We start from the raw sequence: 26,408 nt of genomic DNA, 5'->3' as shown, positions 1-26,408 counted from the left end.
TGGAGAGGATAGGAAGCCGATGAAAATAAATCAATTGATTGCCAATAATATTAATCGCTTAAATACCGTTTTGCCTGAGGATTTATCGTTAGGAATTGCCGGGTTATCCGGCTCTGGAAAAACAACATTTTGCCAAACGATTGGGGAAGAATCAAAAAAACGGCTTGTTTCTTTATTGCCAAAGGCTGAATATCAGTATTTGTTTTCTAATATAATGGAAACGAATTTTAGCGCCATCAAAATGGAGGATATGCCTTTAGTCCTTTTTCTTGGAAAATCATCGATTTCGTCAAATCCACGCTCAACGATCGGCACACATACTGGTGTTTTTAAAGAGATTCGTGAAAGACTTGGTGAAACCTTTCATGTTTCTCCAGAAGTATTCTCCTTTAATAATGCCCTTGGCTGGTGTCCTGCCTGTAAAGGACGCGGTACTACGAAAAACGTTGCTTGTAAGAAATGCGAAGGCAAACGGTACAATCCTGAGGTAGAGCAATATACACTGTCATTATTTAATAAACCACATAGCATCTCTGAGATTAATAATTTGAGTATGGAAACAATTCTATCATTATCAGAGGAATTACATATAAGCGACGAAAAACAAAAAATCCTCCAAAATATTATCAATATGAATATTGGCTATTTGACGTTAAACCGCATAATGGGGACATTATCAGGCGGAGAATTAACGCGAATGTACTTAGCAGAGTTTATGGCAGCCAGCAGTAACAGCGTCATTATAATTGACGAAATTTCCGTTGGGCTTGATCACAACACATTGCTGCAAATTTTGGAGCAAATTAAACAACTAGGTTATAAAAATCAAATTTGGCTTATTGACCACTCTGATACAGTATTAAATACGACAGACGAACAATTGTTTTTTGGTCCAGGCAGTGGAAAATACGGCGGGAAAATTGTCAACGAATCACCGCGGCCAGAACCAGTTAATTGGAGTCGTAAACATGAAGAACCAACTGAGTACTATCACTTTCACGACCTTTACTGTCGCAACATTCAAATGGATGAAATCCAAATTCCCAAAAACAGACTTGTGAGCTTTACAGGCGAATCAGGCTGTGGCAAATCGACACTTGTAAATGAATGTATCTCCAAGGATTTTGTGAGGCGATATCCAAAAGATAAGCTAGTCATGGTTGGACAAGATCGAAACCAGTCGATAACAAGCAGGTCCACAATTGCGACATTTCTTGATATAAAGAAGAAGCTGACAAAATACAGTGAAGACATTGATGATATCTTCCAGCGGTCCATTGAGGATATTATTGCAGAGCTTCCTAATGAGGATATTGCTCATAAACGGTTGAGCTTGCTTATTAAGCTAGGACTTGGTTACTTGACGCTTGAAAGAAAAACACAGACATTATCAACTGGAGAGTTTCAATGTGTTCATTTAGTTTCAGAGCTGTTTGCGAACACAAGAAATCCTCATACCCTTTTTATTTTCGATGAACCATCAAAAGGTTTATCTCAAAATATACTAAACCAGTTTATCGATAGTGTTAGGGTTATTTTAAAAGATGAATCTGTTTCAATCATCATGATTGAACATAATGCCTACATGCTTGAAAGCTCTGATTTTATCATTGATTTTGGCAAAAGGCAGGAGGAGCCTGTGAGACATCTTGATGTTGTCAGTTTTGATCATTATTTTACAAAGGATAATGGTGAACATAATCATGAACCAGTACATATCTCTTCCACTTTAGATAATAAATACGGGATTAATTACTTAAAGGAAAATCATATAGATTACTTTAAAAAAGCGGAAAACACATATAAAGGCGGTATTTTAAAAAGCTTGTCTTCAATGGCTCGGTTGATTTACGGTGAATATGAATCAGATAAAATCGCACCAGTTATTGCCATTGATTTAGAAAGACATCTGTACAGTCAATACAGTTTTCTTTATGAGATGGGTGGTCTGATTAATCATCTAGTTGCTGCACATCCAACAAATAAAGATACTAGAAGCTTTGATTTTTTCAGCCAGGATAATCATTGTCCAAGCTGTTCAGGCCGTATGGAAATGGATAGTTTTGATTTTGAATTAGTGATTCAAGACAAAACAGTTCCGTTTTGGGACGGGCTTTTACATCCGGATGTGATGGAAGTGTTGAAGTTCTATCAGCATGCCAAAATAGAGTTTCTGTTTGCAGAAATAAAAAATGAACTAGGCCAAGATTTAAGTAAAAGCTACAATGATCTGACAGAAGCAGAAAAACATACGTTTTTATATGGATATTGGGAAAAGTCATTTTATGATAAAGCCACAAAATCGTCGAAAAAGTGGGAAGGCTTTAACTTTATCCTTGGGCGCTACATGGTTATTTCTAAATCAATAATAAAAGAGCAAATGAAGCAATCAAAAGAAATGATTCCTTGCCCAATTTGTAAAGGAACTATTTTAAACCATAAGAAAAAATTAAGCTTTGGAAACAACGATATTCGCGAGATAATCCAACTGCCGATTAATCAAGTGATTGAAATAATAGGACAAGTACCTGAGCTTGAGAAACTTCAATCAATCGTTGGCGGCGAAATGGTTCTTACAGAAGATGTTTCCTTACTTCCGAGAGAAACACAGGTAGCGTTGAAAATGTTTGAGTTAGAACAAGCAAGCTTTGCTGGCTACGAGGTAGTATTACAAAATGCCTTGCCATTCTGGGGCAAAATTAACAGGAATATAGAAGCGATCAGCAGTAAAAATCAGCTAACCATCTGTGATTTTGCCAATATTGATGAAACAAGAGAAGCGATTATTGATAAATATTTCACCAATGGTAAGTTCAAAAAACTAACATACGTATATGAAGCGTTTGGTTACAAAAAGCTTGTAACGCAAATTAATAAAATAAAGACAAGTCATCAATGTCCATTCTGCAAAGGAAAAAAAGTCATTTCAGAGGACAATTTGCATGATGGTGTTTATAAATTATCCGTCCCATGCGTCAGTTGCCTTGCGAGCGGCGTTAATGACGAAGGCCGCAAAGAGCTTGTCGAAGGAATACAAGTACAAACATGGCTGACAGGTAAAGTTAGCGATGTAATCGAAGCGGCAAATATAGATGAAGTTGCTGATATTCCTATCTTTAACCGAATTAGAGAGTTGAATAAACGAGACTTAATGGCGGTCTATCATTATCTTGAGCAAAATAATTAAAATGAAGAGGCAATAGATGGCAAATCCGTCTATTGCCTTTCTAATTTTTCTCATAAAGTTCAGATACTTCTGCTTGTGTCCTATGCTACTGTTAAAAAGAGGCAATATTTTTATTTTAAGAGAAGGGAGAAACAAATTGAATCAAAGAATCGAAAAAATATTAAGTGGCTTTTGCGGAACATGGGATTTGATAAATGAAGACTGTTCTTATGCTTTTGGTGAGCCTCCGAAGGCAGGAACCTATCAGATAAAAGTGGATAAGGGCAAGGTCCAGTTTCATGTTAGCTGGGTAGATAAAGACTGTAAAAAGCTCCAAGTGGAATTTTCAGGAATACCAGATGGCATAAAGTATCCATACGAGGAAAACCCTCATGTTGATTATGTGAAATATGGTATAACACCCGTTGGCGACTTTATGTCAATTGCTTATAAAGGTAATCTGATAATAAATGAAGCTAGCAGAGTGTTATCGGAAGACGGCAAGTTATTGTATGTTACACAAAAGGTACTTGGATCAGATGGGGAGCTGCTTGCTAATTCTTCTGTATATAAAAGGCGAATGAGGGATTAAGATAAGGTGAAGGGGCAATAAAAAAAGAAGTACGTTAAAACGTACTTCTTTTTTCTTTTTAAAAAATCGCAGCAAAAAAAGATTAACCCATTGTAATTGGTCTAATCCTGTGATAATCTTATAAAGATTCACATTTAATATATATTTTTATGTATAATTATCCTATTTTCTACTTTAATTATACGATGGGAACGAGCCATAAGTCAACCTTTTTTCAAAAAGAAAATTCTGAGGAGTGTTGCTATGAATTCAGAACTTCAGCAGGAGCAAAAACGGGTCGCAAGTGTGACACAGGTAATTACGGAAGAAATGAAAAAAATGGAGGATGAAACTGTTCGAAGTAAAAATGAAGTCGTTCATATCCGCAGGCATTTTTGGGATGAAGTGAAGGTGAATACAGAAACATTTGATGACTATCTTGAGACGATTATTAACCTGCGGCAAGAAGCTCAAGTTTTGTCTGTGAGTCAAAGCATGCATAATCATGCTGCCAAGCGTTTAGCCACATTGCGAAGAATGCAGGAGGTTCCTTATTTTGGCCGGATTGATTATAAGGAGAAAGGGGAGGCGGCTTGTGAACATATTTATATTGGTATCGCCTCACTAAGTGATGCTAGTGGCGAAGATTTCCTGATCTATGATTGGAGAGCTCCTGTGTCAAGCGTCTACTACGATTATCAGCCTGGACCTGCTAAATACGAAACACCTGGAGGAACAGTTAACGGCTTGTTAGAAAAAAAGTGGCAATATCTTTGCCGTGGTGGCGAACTTCAATCTATGTTCGATACGAGCATCACTATTGGGGACGAAATATTACAGCAAGTGCTTGGTGAAGGTACAGACAAACAGATGCACAATATTGTTGCGACGATCCAACAGGAGCAAAACCAGATTATTCGTTTCGATCATAAAAGATTGCTCATCGTCCACGGTGCAGCGGGAAGTGGTAAGACTTCTGCAGCACTGCAGCGAATTGCTTATCTGCTTTACAAGTATAGAGATAGCCTTAGTGCTGATCAAATCATTCTTTTTTCACCTAATACGATGTTCAGCAGTTATGTTTCCAATGTGCTTCCTGAGCTTGGTGAGGAGAATATGCAGCAGGTTACGTTTCAGGAATATTTACATCATCATCTGAGTAGGAATTTCCTTATTGAAACCCCGTATGAGCAACTGGAATATATACTAACTCATGCTAAGAATTCATCATACAACGCAAGGCTCGCAAGTATCCGTTTTAAAGCATCTACCGCTTTTTTTGCAGCGATTCAAGCATATAGACAGTCGCTGGAATTAGCGGGAATGCTATTTAAGGACATTATCTTTAGAGGCAAACCAATTGTAACTGCACAACAAATTGCAGAAAGATTTTACGAACACGATACAGCACTTCGCTTTCATAATAGACTGGAAAAACTGCAAGACTGGCTGTTAAAAAGATTAATCGATACACAAAAGGCAGAACGGAAACAGCCATGGGTGCAGGAGGAAATAGAATTGCTTAGTGATGATGAGTATCATAAGGCACGTATTTACTTAGCGAAAAAGCGCGGCTATAAAAGAGAAGAAATCGCCGACTACGAAGTGGAGCCAGCAGCACTTGCCCGACTGATTGTACTTAAAAAGTTCAAGCCACTCCGCAAACAAATACGAGACGTTCATTTCATTAATTTTACCGGTATTTATAAACAGCTTTTTGCAGATTCCGAAGCTTTCAACCAATTGATGAAAAGCGAAATACCAGTGGAAATGGCGGCCATTTGTGAAACAACGCTGAAAATGCTTGACGATGATAAGCTGTATTACGAGGACGCTACTCCATTTTTGCTTTTACAGGAATTAATACAAGGCTTTCAGTCAAACAGCGCTATTAAACATATTGTTGTTGATGAGGCACAGGATTATTCACCATTTCAGTTTGAGTTTATGCGAAGATTGTTTCCGGCGGCAAAAATGACAGTGCTTGGAGACTTTAATCAGGCAATATTCGCACATGCAAATGATAAGGTGGACTTCAGGACACTTTCAAGCCTTTATGGACCAGATGAAACAGAGCTGATAAATTTAGCGAAAAGCTATCGCTCTACTAAACCAATCATTGAATTTACTCGCCGACTTATTCCAAATGGAGCTACTATTATTCCGTTTGAACGGAACGGTGAGCGTCCAGAGCTGGAGCAAGTAACAGATGCGCACGAGCTCCACAGCTCTATAAAAGCAAAAGTTGCGGAGCTGCAGGCACGTGGCTTTCAAAGTATTGCGATAATCTGCAAATCTGCAGAAGAAAGTATAAGAGCATATGAATCTCTTGCAAGCATTGAAGAAATAATACTTGTAAAGAGCAACGCGATCGAATATGAACAAGGTGTAGTTGTTATACCAGCATATATGTCAAAAGGCATAGAATTTGACGCAGTCCTCCTTTATAATGCATCAGGGCAAGTTTACGATGATGAAAGTTTACGTAAGCTCTTTTATACTGCCTGCACAAGAGCTATGCATCATTTAACGCTATATAGCGTAGGAGAGCCAAGCATGTTTTTACGAAATGTACTAGCGGAAGGGGTAATTAAAGCTTAAATTTACTAAAAACGATAACCTTTTTTATAAAAACAGTTTGCACTTCATTTTCATTTATTCTATATAACACGGAAAGTAGGAATGATCTAATGTCGACAGAAACTAATTCTGTTCAGAAAAAACCGCCTTATGGCATGATAGCAATTCTATTTATTGGAGCCTTTGTCGCAATATTGAACGAAACCTTGTTGAATGTTGCACTCCCAGCAATCATGGAGGAATTTGATGTAAATGCAACTGCTGTTCAATGGCTTTCAACAGGCTATATGCTTATTAACGGGATATTAATTCCGGCGAGCGCGTACTTTATTCAGCGTTTTTCTGATAAAAAGCTATTTATTACAGCGATGCTATTATTTACTCTTGGAACACTTTTAGCTAGTTTAGCACCTGCATTCAGTGTGTTATTAGGAGCACGTATGGTTCAGGCTGCAGGCTCTGCTATCATGATGCCGCTATTAATGAATGTTATGCTAACAGCATTCCCAGTGGAAAAAAGAGGAGCGGCAATGGGGATGTTTGGTCTTGTTATGATAACAGCACCAGCAATTGGACCAACACTCTCAGGTTGGCTGATCGAACATTACAGCTGGAGAATGTTATTTGATATTGTGCTGCCAATTGCAGTTATCACGTTGATATTTGCTTTCATAAAATTAAAAGATGTCACAGCACAGCGTAAAATTAAGCTTGATTTCATTTCATTAGTTTTATCAAGCATCGGCTTTGGAGGCTTGCTTTACGGATTTAGCTCTGCCGGTGAAAAAGGCTGGGACAGTCCGTATGTATACGGCACGATAATCATTGGTGCCATTGCCTTAATTACCTTTGTTCTTCGTCAATTCCGAACAGATGAGCCAATGCTTGAGTTTCGTGTTTACAAATATCCAATGTTTGCACTGTCATCCATTATCTCAATCGTTATTTCGGTAGCAATGTTCTCATCGATGATCCTTCTGCCGATTTATGTGCAAACGATTCGCGGGATCACCCCATTAGACTCTGGTCTGTTAATGCTGCCAGGAGCTATTGTCATGGGAATTATGTCTCCGATTACAGGAAAGCTGTTTGATAAATATGGTGCAAGAGTTTTGGCCGTAATCGGCTTAAGTATAACTGTTGTGACATCCTATTTCTTTAGCAAGATTGGTTTGGATACAGCATATTCTACACTTGTCCTATTGTATACTTTCCGTATGTTTGGGATGTCAATGGTTATGATGCCAGTTATGACAAACGGTTTAAATCAGCTGCCAGCAATAAATAACCCGCACGGAACAGCAATAAACAACACACTACAGCAGGTATCAGGTGCGATTGGTTCTGCCTTGTTAATTACCGTTATGCAAAACCGCACAAAAGCAGAAGCTGAGGATTTAGCTGCTAAAGCAATGACAAACATGGATGCAAGTACTGCCCAAAATACAGCAGAACTCAAGCTGCAGATAATGAACACCGCAATGCTGCATGGCATTAACTTTACCTTTATCGTGTCCACATGGATTGCAGTTCTAGCCTTAATACTTGCTTTCTTCATCAAACGAGTGAAACCGAGCTATCAAAATCAGCCCGGAGAAGAAGCAGTTAGTAAGGAATTTGAAGCTGTTAAAGAGTAAGTAAATATACTGAAAAACCGGGATGCCTACTATGAGCGTCCCGGTTTTTTATTATAGTGTACAAAGGAGTTCTCTGTAGTTTCAAAGTATTTAGGGATAAATGTTATTTCTGTAACTATTTGGAATTTTTTTCGTCTATTACCGAAAAGGGGATAGGAGAGATTACCGTGAGATTATCAGCATTTTTTCGTACAAGAAAGAGAAAGTTAGCAAGCACAATTTGTATTACTATTTTTATTATTTCGGTTTATTACTTTTTCTTCAACTATCAAGAGTCAGAAATGTTTGCAGGTTTTCCAGTTCCGTTAGCAGCAAACCCTATTAAAGCAGATCAAGAAAATAAATATGAAGAATATAAGTGGTGGGCTGCTTCTGAAACTGATAGTATTCCTCTCCCTATTATTGGCTAGTAATTCGTATATGGGGTTAGCAGGAAAAGGAAAGAGCAGGGGCAATAACAACTTACGAAAAAGATGGCACAGAAGTATTTCTTTCATCATTTGATAATTTTATCTATCTCCAGTAATGAATAGCTTCCTGAATTTGTACATTACTAGAATGATATCCTAATATATGGTATTGTACTATTGTACGTAAAAATACAAAATATAGTACAGCGGGGAGATTCTTACTTATGAAGAAATGGAGTTATTCACTACTTTTAGCAATGGCTATGTTTGCTCTTGCTGCGTGTGGTGCCGACAAAGAAGCAAGCAAGGCTTCAAATGACGAAAAGGAAACAGCGGAGTCTGAGGAGTTGGCAGTGGATAAAGGCTTGCTGAATGTGGAAATTACGATGCCAGCATCCTTTGTTGAAGGGCAGGATATTGAGAGTACCATTAAAGAAGCGGAAGCAGAAGGTATTAAGGTAACAAAAAATGAAGATGGATCTTTAACGTATAAAATGTCTAAATCAGAGCATAAACAAATGATGAAGGGCTTAAAAAAGAACGCGGAAGATTCGTTGGAAGAAATAAAAACAGATGGGACCTTCCCATCAGTTAAGGATATTGAACATAATAAATCCTTTTCTAAGTTTACGATGACAGTAGACAAAGCTGCCTATGAAAACAGCATGGATGCTTGGTCTGTTATCGGCATTGGCATAACTGGAATGATGTATAATCTTTTTAACGGTGAAGATATGGACAAAATGAAGATAAATATTGATATTAAAGACGAAGCGACAGGTGAAGTGTTTGATACAACTGTTTATCCAGATGCACTAGAAGAAGCAGACAAATCGTTAACTACAGAAGAATAAATAACGGACAGCCCAATTCTATAATGATTTGGGCTTTTATTATGCCGTTATTCGAGATATATCATGGAGGAGCGACAAGCCGAGAAATATTTTCCGTTTTTATGTTGTATTTCCTGAGAAATCGCAGGAAATGACAATGTTTGCGGTTATTCTACATCATGTTTACTAAGAAAAAATGGAGGAATTATGGCAATTTCCAATGGATGCTTGTGTAACAGAATTCCCTAAAAAAAAAACGGAGCGGATAGAAGTCAAAGCACTGTTAACCGCTTTTTTGCTTTGAAAAATAAGAAAAACAACAATCACATGAAACAGACTATTATCTTTTGTACTATAATATAAGTAATTGGTTTTTAGGAGGATCTTAAAATGAAGCCTAAAATAGAAGATGTGGCGAAGCTGGCCGGTGTATCGCCAACAACGGTTTCAAGGGTTTTAAACAACCGTGGATACATAAGTGATAAAACAAGGGATAAGGTTCAACAAGCAATGAATGAGCTAAACTATTTCCCTAATGATGTCGCAAGGACGTTATTTAATAAGCGTTCCAATTTGATTGGCTTAATATTGCCGACAACTGCTAACCCTTTTTTCGGGGAGTTGACCTTTCATATTGAGAATATTTGTGCATCGCTCGGCTATAAAGTACTGCTTTGTAACAGTTTAAATCAAGTAGACAAGGAAGAAAAATATTTAGAAATGCTGTTAAGAAATCAAGTGGACGGTATTATTGTCGGCACACATAATCGTGGAATCCTTGACTATCATAAACAAGGCTTGGCAGTTGTGGCAATTGATCGCTATTTATCAGAAACCATTCCAGTTGTCAGTTCTGATAACTACGAGGGCGGAAAAATAGCAACAGAATTATTAATACAAAATCAGTGCCACTGTATTGTCTTAATTGATGGCATCGGTGAATTAGAAACACCAGCAAGACTGCGCAGAAAGGCTTATATTGACTTAATGCAACAACACGGAAAAAACCCAATTATTTATGAAATTGCGGAGGTTTTTGAGCAAAATAGCTATATACATATAATAAATAATCTATTTGCAGAGCATCCAGAGGTAGATGGGGTGTTTGCAACAAATGATTTATTTGCGGCAGCATTTTTGAATGAAGCGAAAAAGCGAGACAAACCTTTGAAAGTAGTCGGTTATGACGGAACAGAAACGCTTCGTACGTTACTGCCTGAACTAACAACCATCAAGCAGCCGATTAAGAGCTTAGCGGAAACAGCAATCAATATATTAATAAAGGAAATTGAAGAAGAATCTCCAGATTTACCTTTAGAAACAAGACTTCCTATCCAATTATTAAAGGGAACGACAGCTTAAACATTGCCATCACGCAATGTTTTTTTTAATTTTTATGTCAACCCGTTGACATATGAAACCGGTTGACATAAAATGATGTTGAAAGTGCTTTCAGTTTTAAATTTGTTCTCTATTACATTAAAAAGGGGAAATAGAAATGAAGGGTTCAAAACGACTGTATTGGCAATTAAGTGCTTATTTTTTCTTTTTCTTTTTCACATGGTCTTCTAGTTATTCTTTGTTTTCGATTTGGTTAGGGCAAGAAATTAACTTGAATGGAGCAGAGACAGGTATTATCTTTTCTGTAAACGCTATCTTCGCACTATGCATGCAGCCGATATATGGGTATATTTCCGATAAAATCGGTCTGAAGAAAAACATTCTGTTTTTCATCAGCTTGCTGCTTGTGCTAGTAGGACCATTCTATATTTTCGTGTATGGACCACTATTACAATTTAATGTATTACTCGGGGCAATAGTCGGAGGCTTATATTTGGGTACTGCCTTTCTTGCTGGTATTGGGGCAATCGAATCGTATATCGAAAAAATTGGCCGTAAATATCAATTTGAGTATGGAAAATCAAGAATGTGGGGCTCTCTCGGCTGGGCAGCAGCAACATTTTTTGCCGGACAGCTTTTCAATATTAACCCAAACATCAACTTCTGGGTTGCTTCTGTCTCTGCCGTCATACTAGTTACGATTATAATCTCTGTTAAGGTAGAAATGACACATCATGAAATGGAACGAGCCGATTCCGTTACATTCAAGGATGTTGGGCAGTTATTTCTGTTAAGAGATTTCTGGTTCTTTATGCTATATGTAGTTGGTGTTACTTGTGTTTATAGCGTTTATGACCAGCAGTTTCCGATTTATTACTCATCTCTCTTTGCCACGGAGGCATTGGGAAATCAAGTGTTTGGCTATTTGAACTCATTTCAGGTGTTTTTAGAAGCGGGCATGATGTTCTTAGCACCGTTCATTGTTAATAAGCTTGGCGCAAAGAAAAGCTTGCTGTTAGCAGGGTTCTTAATGGCATTTCGAATAATCGGCTCAGGTATCGTTATAGGCCCAATCGGAATTTCTTCGATGAAGTTAATTCATGCTGTTGAGCTGCCAATTATGTTAATTGCCATCTTTAAATATTTAGCAGCGAATTTTGATACAAGACTATCGTCCATTTTATATTTAGTCGGCTTTCAGTTTGCCTCACAGGTTGGTGCATCGATCCTATCGCCGTTAGCAGGCAAATTATATGACAGCATTGGCTTCAGACAGTCGTATATATTTATGGGCATATTAGTTCTAGTCTTTTCCGTTATTTCCATTTTCACACTATTAAATAATAAAAAATCACCGGTTGATAAACCGAAAAAACTACAAGTGATCAATTAGGGGGACGTATTTATGATATCAACAAATAAACTTCAGCAAGCAGAACAAGCAATCCAAAATGCAAAGAAGCAAATAAATAATCGCTACAGACTTGGCTTTCATATTATGGCACCAGCTAACTGGATTAATGACCCGAATGGCTTAGTTCAATATAAAGGCGAATATCATGCATTCTATCAGCACCATCCATATGATGAAAATTGGGGACCAATGCATTGGGGGCATGTCAAAAGTAAGGATTTAGTGCATTGGGAGCACCTGCCGATAGCACTTGCTCCAACAGAATTGTATGAACAGGATGGCTGTTTCTCAGGAAGTGCTGTTGATGATAATGGCATTCTTACCTTGATATACACAGGCAATATATTTATAGACAAAGAGCAGGATATTCTTGACCAGTCCCAGTGTATTGCGACAAGCACAGATGGCATCCACTTTACAAAAGAAACTGTTAATCCGGTAATCTCCAAGCATCCAGCAGAAGGATCCGGCCACTTCCGTGATCCTAAAGTTTGGAAGCACGAGGATCTCTGGTACATGATTATCGGTACAAGACAGGAAGATACAGGAAAGGTGGTTCTGTATAAATCACAGGATTTACGTACATGGCAATATGTCGGAGTATTAGCTGAAAGTGACGGAACACTTGGCTATATGTGGGAATGCCCAGACTTCTTTGAGCTTGGAGGCAAACATATATTGCTGTTCTCTCCGCAAGGCATCGAAGCAGAAGGCGACTTATACAATAATCTCTTCCAAACAGGCTATTTAGTCGGAGATTACGATTATACAACAAATACATTCAAGTCAGGCAGCTTCACCGAATTAGATAATGGCCATGATTTTTATGCAGTCCAAACCCTTTTAGACGACAAGGGCCGCCGCATTGCAATCGGCTGGATGGATATGTGGGAATCCAGCATGCCAACAAAAGAAGATGGCTGGTGTGGTGCGTTAACATTGCCAAGAGAATTAACACTTGGTGAAAATAACAAAATTCTAATGAATCCTGTCGACGAATTGTCATTATTGCGTACAAAGCAGCAAAAAGTATGTACAGATAAAAGCCTATCTGGAAGCTATCTCGTTCAGGCAACACAGGATTTAATCGAACTAAAACTAGATTTTAATTTAACGAAAACATCCGCACAAGCAATCGGAGTGAAAATTCGCGGCACCAATCAAGATGAAACAAAACTTTTCTATGATGTAGAACAACAAAAGTTAGTGCTAGATTGCTCTAAGTCTGGAAAAGGCGAGGATGGAGTGAGACGAACAGCACTGAAAGCAGAGCAACAGCTTTCGTTAAGAATATTTATCGACAGATCCTCAATAGAAGTATTCGCAAATGATGGAGAAGTTACAATGACAAGCCGCATTTATCCAACAGAAGAAAGATTAGGATTTGAATTGTTTAGCGAAAACGGGGAAACGGAAGTAATGGATTTTACTTATTGGGAATTGAAGGATATTTGGGAATAACAATGGAGGGAACAAGTGAATACCACTTGTTCCTTTTTTTATTAAAACGGCAGATTTCTAAATTTTTTCGGAGTTAACTCTGTATGCTCTTTAAAAATTTTAATAAAATGTGGTACACTGTTAAACCCACATTCAAAGGTGATCTCCTGAATAGATAAGTCAGTGTTATGCAAGAGCTCCTTGGCATGATTTATACGAAAATTAATTAAATATTGATATGGAGAACAGTTCAGATGTTTTTTAAACACTCGTGAAAAATGATACGGGCTTAAGCCTGCACAATTTGCAATATCCTCAAGCTTAATCTGGGTATGAAAAGAGCTTTCTATGTAATTAATTGCCTCTAAGATAGACTTGAATTGCAAGGAATCGACTTCACTTGATTTCTTTTTTAATTCATATAAAATCTTATGAATATAGATTGATACAGCATCCTCTTCAACATGATTTTCTTTGGCAGCATGAAGAATACTAGTCATATAATCTTGAATTACATAATTGTTTGCTATCGAAAAAACACAGCCGTTTGCCTCATAAAGGAGATTATAATAAGCTTCACTCGCATTGCCAGAAAAATGAATCCAATCAAATACAGTTTCTTCCTCGGCTTGGTATTTATGCGGTTTATAGCAGTTTAGAAAAACAAAGGAGTTTTCTGAAGCGATATATTCCTTTTCCTCATAAAAGATTCGCATTTTTCCTTTCTTTACAATCATAAATAGATAGCTGTTCCAATTGTTCCGCTCCACGATGTATTCGTTACTACAGCAGAATGTACCAGAGTAAGATAAATAGAAAAGTGCATCTTTCGCAAAATCACTAGGGGTATGAAAATACATTTTCGATTGTGATAAAACACCTTTTTCCACCATGTAAAACCGTCCTCCTGTTTAACTTTTAAGACAGCAAGAATATTACATTATTTAGCAATATCCTATAATGACATTGTAAATAGAGTTTATTAATATGTACATAAGAAAAGCAAAAATAAACAATAAAGGAGATAAACGACATGGAAATTAGAATTGGATTAATTGGAGCAGGTTGGATGGGGAGAGCTCATACGAATTCGTTTGTAAACGCTTTATTGAACTTTGGTCCTGAATATGGCAAGCCAGTTTTTGAGGTAGTATCAGATGTTAGTGCAGAAGCAGCCAAAAAAGCCAGTGAGACATTAGGTTATGCAAAATGGACAACTGACTGGAAGGAAGTGGTCACTGACAAAAGTATTGACATTGTCGATATTGCAACACCAAATGCATTTCACTATGAAATTGCAAAGGTGGCACTAGAGAACGGCAAGCATGTTTACTGTGAAAAACCTTTAACTTTATCAAGTGAGCAATCATTAGAGCTTGCTGAAATCGCGAAGGCAAATGGTGTTGTTAACTATGTTGGCTACAATAATGTAATGAATCCAGCAAGCTGCTATATTAAAGAATTAGTAGACGCAGGGAAGCTAGGGGACATCGTCGGGTTCTTCGGGACTTATGCGCAAGATAGCCTGCTCGATCCAGACTTGCCTATTACTTGGAGACATATTAATAAATATTCCGGATCAGGTGCACTTGGCGATTTAGGCTCTCACTTATTAAGTGTTTCCCAGTTTATTTTGGGAAATATTGAAAGCGTTAACGCAACATCAAAAACAATATTTAAGCAAAGACCAGCAGCTCCCGGTTCGTTATCATTAGCAGAAGTAGAAAATGAAGATATCATTGCCATCCTCACAAACTATGAAAACGGAGCGCTCGGCACAATTTCTTCCAGTAGAATTGCAGCGGGACGAAAAAATTACTTATCGTATGAAATCCAAGGTACAAAAGGAACTGTTCAATATTCTTTAGAGCGTATGAATGAAGTAAATGTGTATTTTACTTCAGATAATAGTGCTGACAGAGGCTTCCGAACAGTATTTTTAGGTCCTGATCATAAAGGGTATAGTGCGTTTTATCCAGCGGCTGGCATTGCGATTGGCTATAACGATATGAAAGTGTTAGAGGCGCATGAATTGCTGTCAGCACTTTCAAGAGGCACTGCTTATGCTTGCGATTTTGCATTTGGCGCACAAATCGATAAAACGGTTGATGCTATTTTAGAATCAGCAGCACAGCAGCAATGGGTTCGTGTGAATGAAAAAGGAGGGGTAATCGCATGAATATGAAAGTAGGCACAGCACCTGATTCATGGGGAGTCTGGTTTCCGCAAAATGATAAACAGATTCCGTGGGAACGCTGTTTGAATGAAATGGCAGCGGCTGGCTATGAGGGAATTGAGCTTGGTCCATGGGGCTATCTTCCAAATAGTTATCCACAATTAAAGCAAGAGCTTGAAAAGCGCAGCTTAAGTCTAACTGCAACAACTTTAGTCGGTGATCTCACTTCTGAAGAGAAAACTCAAGAAATGATTACCCTTTTAGATGAAATGGCCGATCTTCAGCTGAAGTTTCCAACGGCAAAATATGTTGTATTAATTGATGATTGTTATACAGACCTGTTTTCTGGCGAACTTATCCGTCAGCAGATTTTAAATGAAGAGGAATGGCGCTCATTCATCCGCAATGTGGAGCAAATAAGAAACCATGCAAAATCAACATATGGTTTGGAAGTAGTCTTTCATCCACATGCCCAAAGCCATGTTGAGACAGAGGAGCAAATCGAAAGACTTCTGCAGGATACAGACATAAATCTATGCTTAGATACAGGACATCACGCTTATGCAGATGGTGATCCAGTTGCATTCATGCGCAAACACAATAAGCGTATTCCATATCTTCACATAAAAAGCTGTAATCTTAAGGTAAGGGAAAGAATGCAAAAAGAAAACTGGTCATTTGCTAAAGCAGTGAGTGAAGATATAATGTGTGAACCTGAATTAGGGGTAGTAGACATGGAAGCATTTTTCGAAGTATTGAGTGATATCAACTATAATGGCTGGGCAGTTGTCGAGCAGGATATGTATCCAGCACCATTTGATAAGCCGTATCCAATCGCAAAGCGGACAAGTGAGTATTTAAAGACAATTTCTAACTCAATTAATGTCAAATAAACAGTAGCATGATTTTTACATCTCTATCATAAGAAGAGAACTCTTATGATAGAGATGAATGCCAAGAATGCTTGAGTTTCATTTTAATATTTTTGCAAGCGGATACATTTATCCTAAATGTTAAAGGAGGAATGGAAAGTGGATAATGCAAAGCTGTCTGATCATTACTCGATGGAAACAGGGAAAGGCAAAAAAGATCCTAAAAAAAATCTCCGGTTAATTACCATTGTTGCGACCTTTGGAGGACTGCTGTTTGGGTATGATACGGGTGTTATTAACGGAGCGCTCCCATTTATGGCCCAGCCTGACCAGCTTAACTTAACTCCTTTTACAGAAGGTTTAGTCGCAAGTTCACTTGTCCTTGGTGCAGCGATTGGTTCCATCTTTGGGGGGAAACTGTCAGATAATAAAGGTCACAGAAAAACAATTCTTTATTTAGCCATTTTGTTCTTCTTCGCAGCACTCGGCTGTGTTGTAGCCCCAAATACAACAATCATGATTTTATTCCGATTTCTGTTAGGGCTTGCGGTTGGCGGAGCATCGGTTAGCATTCCATCTTATCTTGCAGAAATGTCACCTGCAGAACGCCGAGGAAGATTAGTAACCCAAAATGAATTAATGATTGTCACTGGCCAATTTCTTGCCTATGTTTTTAATGCTGTTATCGGAAATACCTTTGACGAAGCAGGCCATGTCTGGCGATATATGCTGGTTATTGCTACACTTCCAGCTGTCGCCTTATGGTTAGGGGTGCTTATTTTGCCAGAAAGCCCACGCTGGCTCGCATCCAAAGGTAGAATCGGAGAAGCGCTTAAAACGTTAAGACAAATTCGTGAAGGAGCTTCCGCAGAAAAGGAATTAAAAAATATAGAAGTAAGCATCACTGAAATGAAAAATACCAAAAAGGTTACCTTTAAAGATTTAAGGATTCCTTGGATCAAAAAAATTATTGTCCTCGGGATTGGAATTGGAGCGATTTCCCAATTAGTAGGCATCAATTCCATTATGTACTATGGCACACAAATACTTCAAAATTCAGGGTTTGGGACAAAGGCAGCATTAATAGGAAATGTCGCAAATGGTTTAATCTCCTTAGTTGCCGTCATTATCGGCATGTCCATCATGCATAAAGTCAATAGACGCTCCATGTTTCTGGCAGGGTTAATTGGTGTTACAGCAGCACTTATTTTAATCGGAATTTCTACACTGCTTCTTGCGGATTCCCCAAGTTTGCCATATATAGTCCTTTCCATGACATGCGTTTATTTAGCTTTCTTCCAAGGAGCAGTCGGCCCGATGACATGGCTCACATTATCTGAGATTTTTCCAGCCAGAATCAGGGGCATAGGAATGGGAATGGCAGTCTTGTTTCTCTGGCTTTTCAATTTCTTAGTAGGCTTATTCTTCCCTGTTCTATTAGACAGTGTCGGCTTATCGGCAACCTTCTTCTTATTCGCTGTATTTGCAATCGGAGGGATTGTGTTTATAGGCAAGTATTTACCGGAAACTAGAGGATTGTCGTTAGAGCAGATTGAGGAGAATTTTAAACAGAGCTAAAGGGATTATAATAGTATTTTTACAGAGCTGAATCTAAAATCGGTGCAGCTCTGTTTTTATTTTGTACTTTTATTAGAAAGACCTTGTTAAATAACCTTACAAGTTGCTTGCTTCTGAAGTAGGAATAAATTACGATTGTTTTCAAATATAGCTACTCATTTGCAGCTTTTTAATGGAGGAATGTCCTATGATAAACCTGTGAAAAAATTACTAACCTCGTATTTAATGTTATGGAAAAAAAGAAGAAAGTATATAAGAGTGCTGTATTATAATCATTACATAAACATTTTGTTCAAAAATTAGGGAAATAAAATTCGATTACCAAAGCAGCAAATAATAAAAAAATAGCGATTAAACATTATAATGTTATATTGACTAGACCAAAAAACTATAATAGAATGTCTGTATGAAAAGGATTTCATTACAGAGAGGGCGAGCGATATTATATGAATAGTCTTTAGCGTAAACTGCAGGTGGTCAGCTAGTTATTAGCAACAAAAATGAAAAGAGATGTAGAGAAATAAGGGAAGAATTACTCGGGTTAAAGGGTAAGTGAACTTATAAGTGAGTCAGATATCAGAATTCTAGGAGCATAGTCTACTAAATAAGGAATATTTTTAACTTTAAACATTATAATGTTATAAAGTTTGAGATTAATATTTAATCTAACAATGATAAAAAGAGGAGGTAGTTTTATGAACAAGGTAATGCAGTTTTTAGAAACAAAAGTAATGCCCACCGCTCAAAAAATTGGTTCACAGCATCATCTTTTAGCAATCCGAAATGGCATATTATCGACGCTGCCGTTAACGATCATCGGTTCCTTTTTTGTCATTTTATTGAATTTTCCAATTGCAGGTTATGATGAATTTATCGCTGACTTTAGGCCGGTCTTAGATATTCCCTTTCGCTTCACTGTAGGAGCAATGGCTTTATATGCTTCCTTTGGAGTAGCATATGCTTTAGCTGGCCATTATAAGCTTGATCAATTAAGTACTGCTTTACTTTCAGTCTTGGCTTTTCTGATTACTTCCATAGTACCAGTTCAAGTAACTGAACCTGTCGCTGGAGTTATTGAAGCAGGACGCTGGCTTAATATAAGCAGCTTAAGTGCTCAATCGTTATTTGGTGCAATTGTTACTTCTTTGTTGACCGTCGAGATATTTCGCTTTTTTATCAAAAGGGACATACGGATTAAATTGCCAGATAGTGTACCGCCGATGGTTGCCAATTCATTTACTGCATTAATCCCAACCCTCTGTGTTATTGTGTTGTTTTGGCTTATACGCCATGTATTACATTTTGACATTAACTCAGTCATTACGTTGCTCATATCACCATTAAAAGACTTTTTAGTTGGAAATAGTCTGTTTGGCGGATTATTAACGATTTTCTTGGTTGTCTTTTTCTGGGCGCTTGGAATTCACGGACCTGCCATTATGGGCCCAATCATAAGACCAATGTGGGATGCGAGTATTCTTGAGAATATGGAAGTATTTGCTTCAACTGGTGATGCTTATAATCTGCCAACTTTATTTACAGAGCAATTTATTCAATGGTTTGTTTGGATTGGCGGGGCAGGATCAACATTAGCACTTGTAGTGTTATTCATGTTCTCAAAAGCAACATTCTTAAAGGAATTAGGAAAATTATCATTCTTACCTGGATTGTTTAACATTAATGAACCGATTATTTTCGGGGCGCCGATTGTTATGAACCCGATCTTAATTATTCCATTTATCCTTGCACCAATTGTAAACGGAATTGTCTCTTACCTGTTTTTTCAATTCCATTTGATTCCGATGATTATGGCGAAACTCCCGTTTACGGTACCAGCGCCAATTGCGGCAATTATAAGTACAGATTGGACGATTATGGCAGGCGTATTAGTTATTCTGAACTTCTGTATCTCACTTGCTATCTATTTTCCATTCTTTAAAATGTTTGAAAAGCAGCACTTAGAGCAAGAAAAAGAACAATCTCAATCTAAAACGGCGTAAGGGGATGGGACAATGTTGGAAATGATACTGTCAGGGGGAGCGTTGCTTGCTTCTTATATCGTCTTTTATAAAACAAATATCGTTGCAAGATGGACAACATGGAAATCAATTGGCTTATCGATTCTAGTAATCCTACTATCAATGCTTCTATTTGTCTTTACAGGAGGAAAATATTATTCAATAGTAATCGTGCCGACAATTATCTGTGCAGTGTTTGTTACCGTTAGTTTTCAAAGATATATCATCAGCGTTCAAAAAATGATGGCAGAAAAATATGCGAATCGAGAGGTGTAAGGAATGAAGCGTTTAGGTGTCTCCATCTATCCAGAAAAGTCAGTAATGGATGAGGATAAGCAATATTTGAAAATGGCAAAACAATATGGCTTTGAGCGAGTGTTTACCTGCTTACTTTCAGCAGCAAAGTCGAAAGCGGAATTAATACGAGAATTCACTGAGATTATTACTTTTGCAAAGGCACTAAATATGGAAGTTATTTTAGATGTTTCTCCTGCAGTCTTTGACAAATTAAATATAAGTTATGACGATCTTCGTTTTTTTCATGAGCTAGGTGCTGATGGAATCAGACTTGATTTAGGCTTTGACGGATTAAAAGAAGCGAAGATGACAAATAATCCTTACGGTTTAAAAATAGAGTTGAATATGAGTAATGATGTTGATTATCTGTCCAATATTCTAACACATCAAGGAAATAAAGATTATATTATAGGGTGTCACAATTTTTATCCGCAAAAATATACAGGTTTGCCTTATGACTTCTTTATTAATTGCTCCAAACGCTTTAAAAAATATGGCATTAGAACTGCCGCCTTTGTAACATCTGATGAAGGACAAATTGGCCCGTGGGATATAAATGACGGCTTATGTACTTTAGAGCAGCATCGTAATTTACCAATAACCATCCAAGCCAAGCATTTGTGGGCAACAGGGCTTATTGATGACATCATCATCGGTAATGCATACGCAAGTGAGGATGATCTTCGTAGGCTTGGGGAGCTTAATCGCGATATTTTAGAAATAGAAATAGAATTGGAGCCTGATGCTAGCGAATTGGAAGTGAATGTAGCCGTAAACGAAACACATATACGCCGCGGTGATATTACAGAATATATGATTCGTTCAGTAGATGTTCGCAAAAAATACGTTGCTCAATCTTTTGCGGAAAAACGTTCAGTGTCGCAAACAACTGGCGATATTTTTATTGGCAATAATCAGTTTGGAAAATATAAAGGCGAATTGCAAGTTGTGTTAAAGGATATGCCTGAAGACAATCGAAAAAACAAAATCGGAAAAGTTGTTGCTAATGAGTATTTTTTATTAGAGTATATTAAGCCATGGAGCGCTTTTAAGTTCGTAAATAAAAAATGATTTCTACCCTTTCCTATTGATTATTGATACAATAAAAGGTAAATATAAAAAATTAATCAATGATGAGAAACGCTGGAAAGGTAGAATATGATGAAATTGTTACGGAAAAAGGGACCATTTTATATTCAAGTAAAAAATGAATTAAAAGAACGGATGATAAAAGGAGTCTATCCTAAAAATTCGTTAATCCCGCCTGAACCTGAATTGGAAAAGGAATTTGGTGTTAGTAAAATCACGATACGCAAAGCTGTCGAACAGTTAGCCCTTGAAGGCTATGTTGAAAAACATAGTGGTATCGGTACGAAAGTATTAGATAATCGAGCCATTTCAAAATTATCAAAGGGACAGGGATTTTCTGAATATTTATTATCGACAGGATATACCTTAAGGAAGGGTAACGTAACAATTTCAAAACTTGATGTGTCAAACCATGCAATCCTATCTGACGTTTTTCATGAGAAAGAATGCTATTGCATTGAGCGAATATTTACGTTAAATGACCAACCATACATTCATTTTACTCACTATATTCCTGGTCGCTTTTCACTTTCGTTAGATCCTGAAACAGTTAAAGATTCCTTGTATGAACTGCTGTATGAAAAGGGAGTTTATTTTCATCGGTTTCAAGATGAATTCGGTGTAGAAAACCCAAGTGAAAAGATTGCTCGCTTGCTGAATATTGAGCCGAAGCCATTATTTCAAAGAACACGTTTTTCCTATGATATTAATGAGCAATTAATCGAATATTCGATTGGCTACTATAATACGGAAATACATAAATATGTGGTGAACTTAAATATATAGTCCAAAATAAGAAGCTAAGTTACTTCCTATGTACTTAGCTTTATATTTTAATACTTTGAGGGTTAATTAATAAAAATAAACATTATAACGTTATGTTTTTAAAACGTTATATCTTTATTATAAACTTAATATTTTAACTAAAGCTTCATATACATAGGCTGTATATTATTAGAAGCAGCACTAAATAGAGTACGGAAAAGGTGAAATGGATGAAAGATTTCGTATTACATCATGTAAAGAGATTAAATGGAGAGGAAATCGATATTGTCATTAATGACGGTAAAATTGTCCAACTCATGCCTGCAGGAACTGGACTTGGCGAGCATATGATAGATTGTTCAGGTGTTTATGTATCAAGTGGTTGGATCGATTTACATGTCCATGCATTTCCTGAATTTGATCCGTACGGTGATGAAATTGATAAAATCGGAGTAAATCAAGGTGTGACGACAATTGTTGATGCTGGTAGCTGTGGTGCAGATCGAATCTCTGAGATGGCTGCAAGCAGACAAAAAGCAAAAACAAATGTATTTGCATTTTTGAACATTTCCTCTATTGGTTTACAAAGAGTCGATGAATTATCCAGATTAGAATGGATCGATAAGACAAAAGTTCTACAAGCAGTAAACGATTATAAGGAATTAATCGTTGGCTTAAAGGCACGGATTAGCAAAAGCGTGGTTTGTGATAATGGGATTGAACCCTTAAGGATTGCACGAACACTTTCAAATAAAACAACATTGCCGTTAATGGTGCATATCGGTTCTGGTCCACCATTCATCGATGAAATTATTCCTCTCCTAGAGAAAAGAGATATCATTACACATTATCTCAATGGGAAACAAAATAATCTATTCGATACACAAGGGAAACCGCTCCAAGTGTTAAAAAATGCCATTGAACGCGGTGTGCACTTAGATGTTGGGCATGGTACAGCAAGCTTTTCCTTTAAAGTTGCACAATCGGCAAAACGTCATCACATTGGGTTAAATACAATTAGTACAGATATTTATCGAAACAATCGGATAAACGGTCCTGTCTATAGCTTGGCTAATGTTCTAACAAAATTCCTTTCTTTAGGATATTCGCTGGAGGAAGTAATCATGGCAGTTACGAAAAATGCTGCTAACTGGTTAAAAAAACCGGAGCTTGCTTGCATAAAGGTTGGTGCTGTTGCGAATTTGACCCTTTTTACTGTTCGGAATGAACCGATTACACTCACTGATTCTGAAGGTGAAAAGCGGGAAGCGAAGCAAAGAATAGAAACAAAAGGAGTGGTTATAAATGGGGAATTCATTGAATGCTAAATATGGGCTTAAGCGTGTAATTAATGCAAGTGGGCGAATGAGTATCTTAGGTGTGTCAGCACCAACTGATACGGTGATGGATGCCATGAAGAAAGGTGGACAAAACTATGTGGAGATCGCAGATTTAGTCGATAAAGCAGGTGATCATGTTGCAAAAATTCTAGGTTCAGAGGCAGCTGTGATCGTGAACTCGGCATCAAGCGGGATTGCTCTTTCTGTTGCAGCAATTGTAACACAGGGCAATCGCCGTAAAAGTGAGCGACTTCATCAAGAGGATATTCCGAAAAGTGACATCATCATGCTGAAGGGTCACAATGTACAGTACGGAGCACCTGTGGAAACGATGATTTATTTAGGCGGTGGTAAGCTTGTTGAGGTTGGCTATGCCAATGAAGGCAAAGCGGAGCATATTGAAGATGCCATTTCTGAAAACACAGCAGCTATCCTCTATGTCAAATCACATCATGCCGTTCAAAAAAATATGATTTCTGTTGAGGAAGCATGGGAGGTTGCCAAACGGAATGAAATTCCACTTATCGTTGATGCAGCGGCAGAAGAGGACCTGCAAAAATATGTGAATTTCTCTGACCTTGCGATCTACAGTGGTTCCAAGGCGATCGAAGGACCAACTTCAGGTATTGTTGGTGGCAAGCGAATCTATATGGAGTGGCTAAAGACTCAATTACATGGGATTGGACGAAGTATGAAAGTCGGGAAAGAAGCAACATTCGGCTTACTTCAGGCACTTGATGAATACGGCAATAAAGAAGACAAAAGCGAACAAGAGAAAGAAGCATTGCAAATATTAATGTCACTTAATAAGCTTGATGGCGTTAGCGTAACGATTGTTCAGGATGAAGCGGGCCGTGCCATTTTCCGTGCCAGAATTCAAATTGATGCTAATAAAGTTCAATTAACAGCAAAAGAAGTGAATACAAGACTGCGAGAGGGTGAGGTTGCCGTCTATACACGTGATTATGGTGTGAGCCAGGGCTATTTCGATATCGATCCCCGTCCGCTGCAGCATGATGATATTCAGGTAATTGAATCTAAGCTACGTGAAATAGTGGGAGGAAAATAAAATGTCCAATATCTCAAACCGTTTTTACAAGAATCGTGTTGCCTTAAATGTTTTAGCAAATAGTGTTGAGAATGCAAAAGAGGTTTTTGAAGCTGCTAAAGGCTATGTGTTAGTTGGTGTTCTTTCGAAGGATTATTCTACTGTAGAAGAAGCAGTCACAGCAATGAAGGAATATGGGAAAGAAATAGATGAAGCTGTATCGATTGGATTGGGTGCAGGTGACAACCGTCAAGCTGCTGTTGTTGCAGAGATTGCAAAATACTATTCCGGCAGTCATATAAACCAAGTGTTTCCTTCTGTTGGAGCAACACGCGCCAATCTTGGGGAAAAAGATAGTTGGATTAATAGCTTAGTATCACCAACAGGACGGGCAGGTTATGTAAATATCTCAACAGGACCAGTTAGTGCTGCACACGAAGAGCAGGCAATTGTACCGATTAAAACAGCTATTGCCCTTGTCCGGGACATGGGCGGAAATGCATTAAAATACTTTCCGATGAAAGGGTTAAGCAGTGAAGACGAATTTCGCGCAGTTGCCAAAGCTTGTGGCGAAGAAGGGTTTGCCTTAGAGCCAACAGGGGGAATTGACAAAGAGAATTTTGAACCAATCTTGCGTATTGCTTTAGAAGCCAATGTCCCGCAGGTTATTCCACATGTGTATTCCTCGATTATCGACAAAACAACAGGAAAAACAAATGTCGAGGATGTATGTGAATTACTTGAAACGGTAAAGAAATTGGTTGATCAACATGCCTAAGAATGTTGCAGCATTTGGAGAGGTTATGATGCGTCTGCAGGTGCCTGGATACAAACTTCTCTCCCAAGGAAGCACTTTAAACTATTCCTTTTCTGGTACGGGAGTGAACGTAACCGCAGCACTAGCAAGATTTGGCCATACGGGGCTGCTTGTGTCCACATTGCCAGAAAATCCAATTGGTGATGCAGCTCTTTCCTACCTTCAAAAACTTGGAATCACAACATCATTCATTAGACGAGATGGAAAGTATGTTGGTATGTACGTATTAGAAAATGGCTTTGGTGCCAGGCCAAGTAGGGTTACATATACCAATCGGCTTGAAAGCAGTTTTAATACCGCAGCTGAGGGAACGTATGATTTTAACGCCATCGTAAAGCAAGTCGATATTGTCCATTTTTGTGGCATCACGCTAGCAATGAATGATACTGTCCGTCATCTTATGAAAACATTAGCCAAAGCGGTAAAGGAAAATGGGGGGACAATTGTTTTTGATTGTAACTACCGTCCATCGCTCTGGGGTGAGGCCGGATATATAAAAGCGAAGCCACATTACGAAGAAATGCTTCAATTAGCTGACATTGTCATGATGAATGAAATGGATGCACAGTTTGTACTAAACTTGAAAACAGAGAAGAATGATCGCAGTGAGCAGCTGAAGGAATTAATTCCAATAGTTGCAAAAACCTATAACATCTCTGTCATTGCTGGCACACACCGGACAATCAACGGTGACAATACACATTCCTTACAAGGCTTTATCTTTAAGAATCAAGCATTCCACTTTTCAAAAACATTATCTTTTTCTGTCTATGACAGAATTGGAGCAGGAGATGCTTATTCAAGCGGGATTATACATTGTGAAATGGAAGGGTTTCCACCTGAGAAAACAGTTGAATTTGCCGCCGCCGCGGGAATGCTTGCACATACAATTGCAGGAGACACACCAATGTCAACAGAGAAGGACATATTGCGGGCTATGACAGAATCAGTAGGAGATATTGAAAGGTGAAATAGTAATGAACAGGACTTGTGTAGTTAAGTTTAGGTTAAAGCTG

At 37.9% G+C, this 26,408-nt stretch carries 21 protein-coding genes; 20 read left to right on the top strand and 1 reads right to left on the bottom strand.

The features are described from left to right. Nucleotides 1–19: 19 nt before the first annotated feature. The 9 genes from CEQ21_RS05155 to CEQ21_RS05115 all read left to right on the top strand — a co-directional run bounded on the left by CEQ21_RS05155 (nucleotide 20) and on the right by CEQ21_RS05115 (nucleotide 13,413). Nucleotides 20–3,187, top strand: a complete 3,168-nt coding sequence (locus CEQ21_RS05155) for an ATP-binding cassette domain-containing protein (RefSeq protein ID WP_185764099.1) — start codon at nucleotides 20–22, stop codon at nucleotides 3,185–3,187. Nucleotides 3,188–3,323: 136 nt separating this feature from the next. Beyond that, nucleotides 3,324–3,758 (top strand): hypothetical protein, encoded by a 435-nt coding sequence (locus CEQ21_RS05150; protein WP_185763553.1) that lies wholly within the window; start codon nucleotides 3,324–3,326, stop codon nucleotides 3,756–3,758. A 243-nt stretch (nucleotides 3,759–4,001) separates the two neighbouring features. Next, nucleotides 4,002–6,338, top strand: a complete 2,337-nt coding sequence (gene helD, locus CEQ21_RS05145) for an RNA polymerase recycling motor HelD (protein WP_185763552.1) — start codon at nucleotides 4,002–4,004, stop codon at nucleotides 6,336–6,338. Between the two features lie 89 nt (nucleotides 6,339–6,427). After that, nucleotides 6,428–7,954, top strand: a complete 1,527-nt coding sequence (locus tag CEQ21_RS05140; protein WP_185763551.1) for a DHA2 family efflux MFS transporter permease subunit — start codon at nucleotides 6,428–6,430, stop codon at nucleotides 7,952–7,954. Between the two features lie 167 nt (nucleotides 7,955–8,121). Further along, entirely contained in the window at nucleotides 8,122–8,364 is a 243-nt protein-coding gene (locus CEQ21_RS05135; protein ID WP_185763550.1) for a hypothetical protein, read from the top strand. Between the two features lie 224 nt (nucleotides 8,365–8,588). After that, nucleotides 8,589–9,218, top strand: a complete 630-nt coding sequence (locus tag CEQ21_RS05130) for a hypothetical protein (protein WP_185763549.1) — start codon at nucleotides 8,589–8,591, stop codon at nucleotides 9,216–9,218. A 369-nt stretch (nucleotides 9,219–9,587) separates the two neighbouring features. Then, entirely contained in the window at nucleotides 9,588–10,559 is a 972-nt protein-coding gene (locus tag CEQ21_RS05125; protein ID WP_185763548.1) for a LacI family DNA-binding transcriptional regulator, read from the top strand. Nucleotides 10,560–10,695: 136 nt separating this feature from the next. Further along, complete coding sequence (locus tag CEQ21_RS05120) at nucleotides 10,696–11,931, top strand: MFS transporter (protein ID WP_185763547.1); 1,236 nt, start codon at nucleotides 10,696–10,698, stop codon at nucleotides 11,929–11,931. 12 nt (nucleotides 11,932–11,943) lie between these two features. Continuing rightward, a complete protein-coding gene (locus CEQ21_RS05115; RefSeq protein ID WP_185763546.1) occupies nucleotides 11,944–13,413 on the top strand; it encodes a glycoside hydrolase family 32 protein in 1,470 nt (489 codons plus the stop codon). A gap of 41 nt (nucleotides 13,414–13,454) precedes the next feature. On the opposite strand, the gene CEQ21_RS05110 is transcribed toward CEQ21_RS05115, so the two are convergent. Beyond that, entirely contained in the window at nucleotides 13,455–14,285 is an 831-nt protein-coding gene (locus tag CEQ21_RS05110) for an AraC family transcriptional regulator (protein WP_185763545.1), read from the bottom strand. A 140-nt stretch (nucleotides 14,286–14,425) separates the two neighbouring features. Between CEQ21_RS05110 and CEQ21_RS05105 the strand changes: the two genes are divergently transcribed. The 11 genes from CEQ21_RS05105 to CEQ21_RS05055 all read left to right on the top strand — a co-directional run bounded on the left by CEQ21_RS05105 (nucleotide 14,426) and on the right by CEQ21_RS05055 (nucleotide 26,362). Beyond that, nucleotides 14,426–15,571 carry a Gfo/Idh/MocA family protein gene (locus tag CEQ21_RS05105; RefSeq protein ID WP_185763544.1) on the top strand — a complete coding sequence of 382 codons (1,146 nt, stop codon included), beginning with the start codon at nucleotides 14,426–14,428 and terminating at the stop codon, nucleotides 15,569–15,571. Beyond that, nucleotides 15,568–16,461 (top strand): sugar phosphate isomerase/epimerase family protein, encoded by an 894-nt coding sequence (locus tag CEQ21_RS05100; RefSeq protein ID WP_185763543.1) that lies wholly within the window; start codon nucleotides 15,568–15,570, stop codon nucleotides 16,459–16,461. Before CEQ21_RS05105 ends, CEQ21_RS05100 begins: the two co-directional genes overlap by 4 nt. Before the next feature lie 171 nt (nucleotides 16,462–16,632). Then, nucleotides 16,633–18,018, top strand: coding sequence for a sugar porter family MFS transporter (locus CEQ21_RS05095; protein WP_185764098.1), 1,386 nt, complete (start codon nucleotides 16,633–16,635; stop codon nucleotides 18,016–18,018). Between the two features lie 695 nt (nucleotides 18,019–18,713). Next, entirely contained in the window at nucleotides 18,714–20,018 is a 1,305-nt protein-coding gene (locus tag CEQ21_RS05090) for a PTS sugar transporter subunit IIC (RefSeq protein WP_185763542.1), read from the top strand. Between the two features lie 12 nt (nucleotides 20,019–20,030). Beyond that, the gene (locus CEQ21_RS05085) at nucleotides 20,031–20,312 is read left to right on the top strand and encodes a hypothetical protein (RefSeq protein ID WP_185763541.1); all 282 of its coding nucleotides are present in this window, start codon (nucleotides 20,031–20,033) and stop codon (nucleotides 20,310–20,312) included. A 3-nt stretch (nucleotides 20,313–20,315) separates the two neighbouring features. Further along, nucleotides 20,316–21,404, top strand: a complete 1,089-nt coding sequence (locus CEQ21_RS05080; protein WP_185763540.1) for a DUF871 domain-containing protein — start codon at nucleotides 20,316–20,318, stop codon at nucleotides 21,402–21,404. 87 nt (nucleotides 21,405–21,491) lie between these two features. Continuing rightward, nucleotides 21,492–22,208 (top strand): GntR family transcriptional regulator, encoded by a 717-nt coding sequence (locus CEQ21_RS05075; protein WP_235907170.1) that lies wholly within the window; start codon nucleotides 21,492–21,494, stop codon nucleotides 22,206–22,208. Nucleotides 22,209–22,417: 209 nt separating this feature from the next. After that, complete coding sequence (locus CEQ21_RS05070) at nucleotides 22,418–23,515, top strand: amidohydrolase/deacetylase family metallohydrolase (RefSeq protein ID WP_185763539.1); 1,098 nt, start codon at nucleotides 22,418–22,420, stop codon at nucleotides 23,513–23,515. Further along, nucleotides 23,493–24,596 (top strand): DgaE family pyridoxal phosphate-dependent ammonia lyase, encoded by a 1,104-nt coding sequence (locus tag CEQ21_RS05065; RefSeq protein ID WP_185763538.1) that lies wholly within the window; start codon nucleotides 23,493–23,495, stop codon nucleotides 24,594–24,596. The genes CEQ21_RS05070 and CEQ21_RS05065 overlap by 23 nt, the downstream gene beginning before the upstream one ends. A 1-nt stretch (nucleotide 24,597) precedes the next feature. Beyond that, a complete protein-coding gene (gene dagF, locus CEQ21_RS05060) occupies nucleotides 24,598–25,353 on the top strand; it encodes a 2-dehydro-3-deoxy-phosphogluconate aldolase (RefSeq protein ID WP_185763537.1) in 756 nt (251 codons plus the stop codon). Then, on the top strand, nucleotides 25,346–26,362 hold the full coding sequence (locus CEQ21_RS05055; RefSeq protein ID WP_185763536.1) for a sugar kinase: 1,017 nt from the start codon (nucleotides 25,346–25,348) through the stop codon (nucleotides 26,360–26,362). Before dagF ends, CEQ21_RS05055 begins: the two co-directional genes overlap by 8 nt. The last annotated feature ends 46 nt before the right edge of the window (nucleotides 26,363–26,408 follow it).

This window comes from Niallia circulans, from assembly GCF_007273535.1.
In the GTDB taxonomy this organism is placed as follows: Bacteria; Bacillota; Bacilli; order Bacillales; family Cytobacillaceae; genus Niallia; species Niallia circulans_B.
This window is presented reverse-complemented; position numbering and strand designations above follow the sequence as displayed.

What these genes read in the sequence shown, in the direction of transcription:
- CEQ21_RS05155 (WP_185764099.1), top strand. Translation starts at nt 20, where the DNA reads ATGAAAATAAATCAATTGATTGCCAATAATATTAATCGCTTAAATACC.
- helD (WP_185763552.1), top strand. Translation starts at nt 4,002, where the DNA reads ATGAATTCAGAACTTCAGCAGGAGCAAAAACGGGTCGCAAGTGTGACA.
- CEQ21_RS05140 (WP_185763551.1), top strand. Translation starts at nt 6,428, where the DNA reads ATGTCGACAGAAACTAATTCTGTTCAGAAAAAACCGCCTTATGGCATG.
- CEQ21_RS05130 (WP_185763549.1), top strand. Translation starts at nt 8,589, where the DNA reads ATGAAGAAATGGAGTTATTCACTACTTTTAGCAATGGCTATGTTTGCT.
- CEQ21_RS05125 (WP_185763548.1), top strand. Translation starts at nt 9,588, where the DNA reads ATGAAGCCTAAAATAGAAGATGTGGCGAAGCTGGCCGGTGTATCGCCA.
- CEQ21_RS05120 (WP_185763547.1), top strand. Translation starts at nt 10,696, where the DNA reads ATGAAGGGTTCAAAACGACTGTATTGGCAATTAAGTGCTTATTTTTTC.
- CEQ21_RS05115 (WP_185763546.1), top strand. Translation starts at nt 11,944, where the DNA reads ATGATATCAACAAATAAACTTCAGCAAGCAGAACAAGCAATCCAAAAT.
- CEQ21_RS05110 (WP_185763545.1), bottom strand. Translation starts at nt 14,285, where the DNA reads ATGGTGGAAAAAGGTGTTTTATCACAATCGAAAATGTATTTTCATACC.
- CEQ21_RS05105 (WP_185763544.1), top strand. Translation starts at nt 14,426, where the DNA reads ATGGAAATTAGAATTGGATTAATTGGAGCAGGTTGGATGGGGAGAGCT.
- CEQ21_RS05100 (WP_185763543.1), top strand. Translation starts at nt 15,568, where the DNA reads ATGAATATGAAAGTAGGCACAGCACCTGATTCATGGGGAGTCTGGTTT.
- CEQ21_RS05095 (WP_185764098.1), top strand. Translation starts at nt 16,633, where the DNA reads ATGGAAACAGGGAAAGGCAAAAAAGATCCTAAAAAAAATCTCCGGTTA.
- CEQ21_RS05090 (WP_185763542.1), top strand. Translation starts at nt 18,714, where the DNA reads ATGAACAAGGTAATGCAGTTTTTAGAAACAAAAGTAATGCCCACCGCT.
- CEQ21_RS05085 (WP_185763541.1), top strand. Translation starts at nt 20,031, where the DNA reads ATGTTGGAAATGATACTGTCAGGGGGAGCGTTGCTTGCTTCTTATATC.
- CEQ21_RS05080 (WP_185763540.1), top strand. Translation starts at nt 20,316, where the DNA reads ATGAAGCGTTTAGGTGTCTCCATCTATCCAGAAAAGTCAGTAATGGAT.
- CEQ21_RS05075 (WP_235907170.1), top strand. Translation starts at nt 21,492, where the DNA reads ATGATGAAATTGTTACGGAAAAAGGGACCATTTTATATTCAAGTAAAA.
- CEQ21_RS05070 (WP_185763539.1), top strand. Translation starts at nt 22,418, where the DNA reads ATGAAAGATTTCGTATTACATCATGTAAAGAGATTAAATGGAGAGGAA.
- CEQ21_RS05065 (WP_185763538.1), top strand. Translation starts at nt 23,493, where the DNA reads ATGGGGAATTCATTGAATGCTAAATATGGGCTTAAGCGTGTAATTAAT.
- dagF (WP_185763537.1), top strand. Translation starts at nt 24,598, where the DNA reads ATGTCCAATATCTCAAACCGTTTTTACAAGAATCGTGTTGCCTTAAAT.
- CEQ21_RS05055 (WP_185763536.1), top strand. Translation starts at nt 25,346, where the DNA reads ATGCCTAAGAATGTTGCAGCATTTGGAGAGGTTATGATGCGTCTGCAG.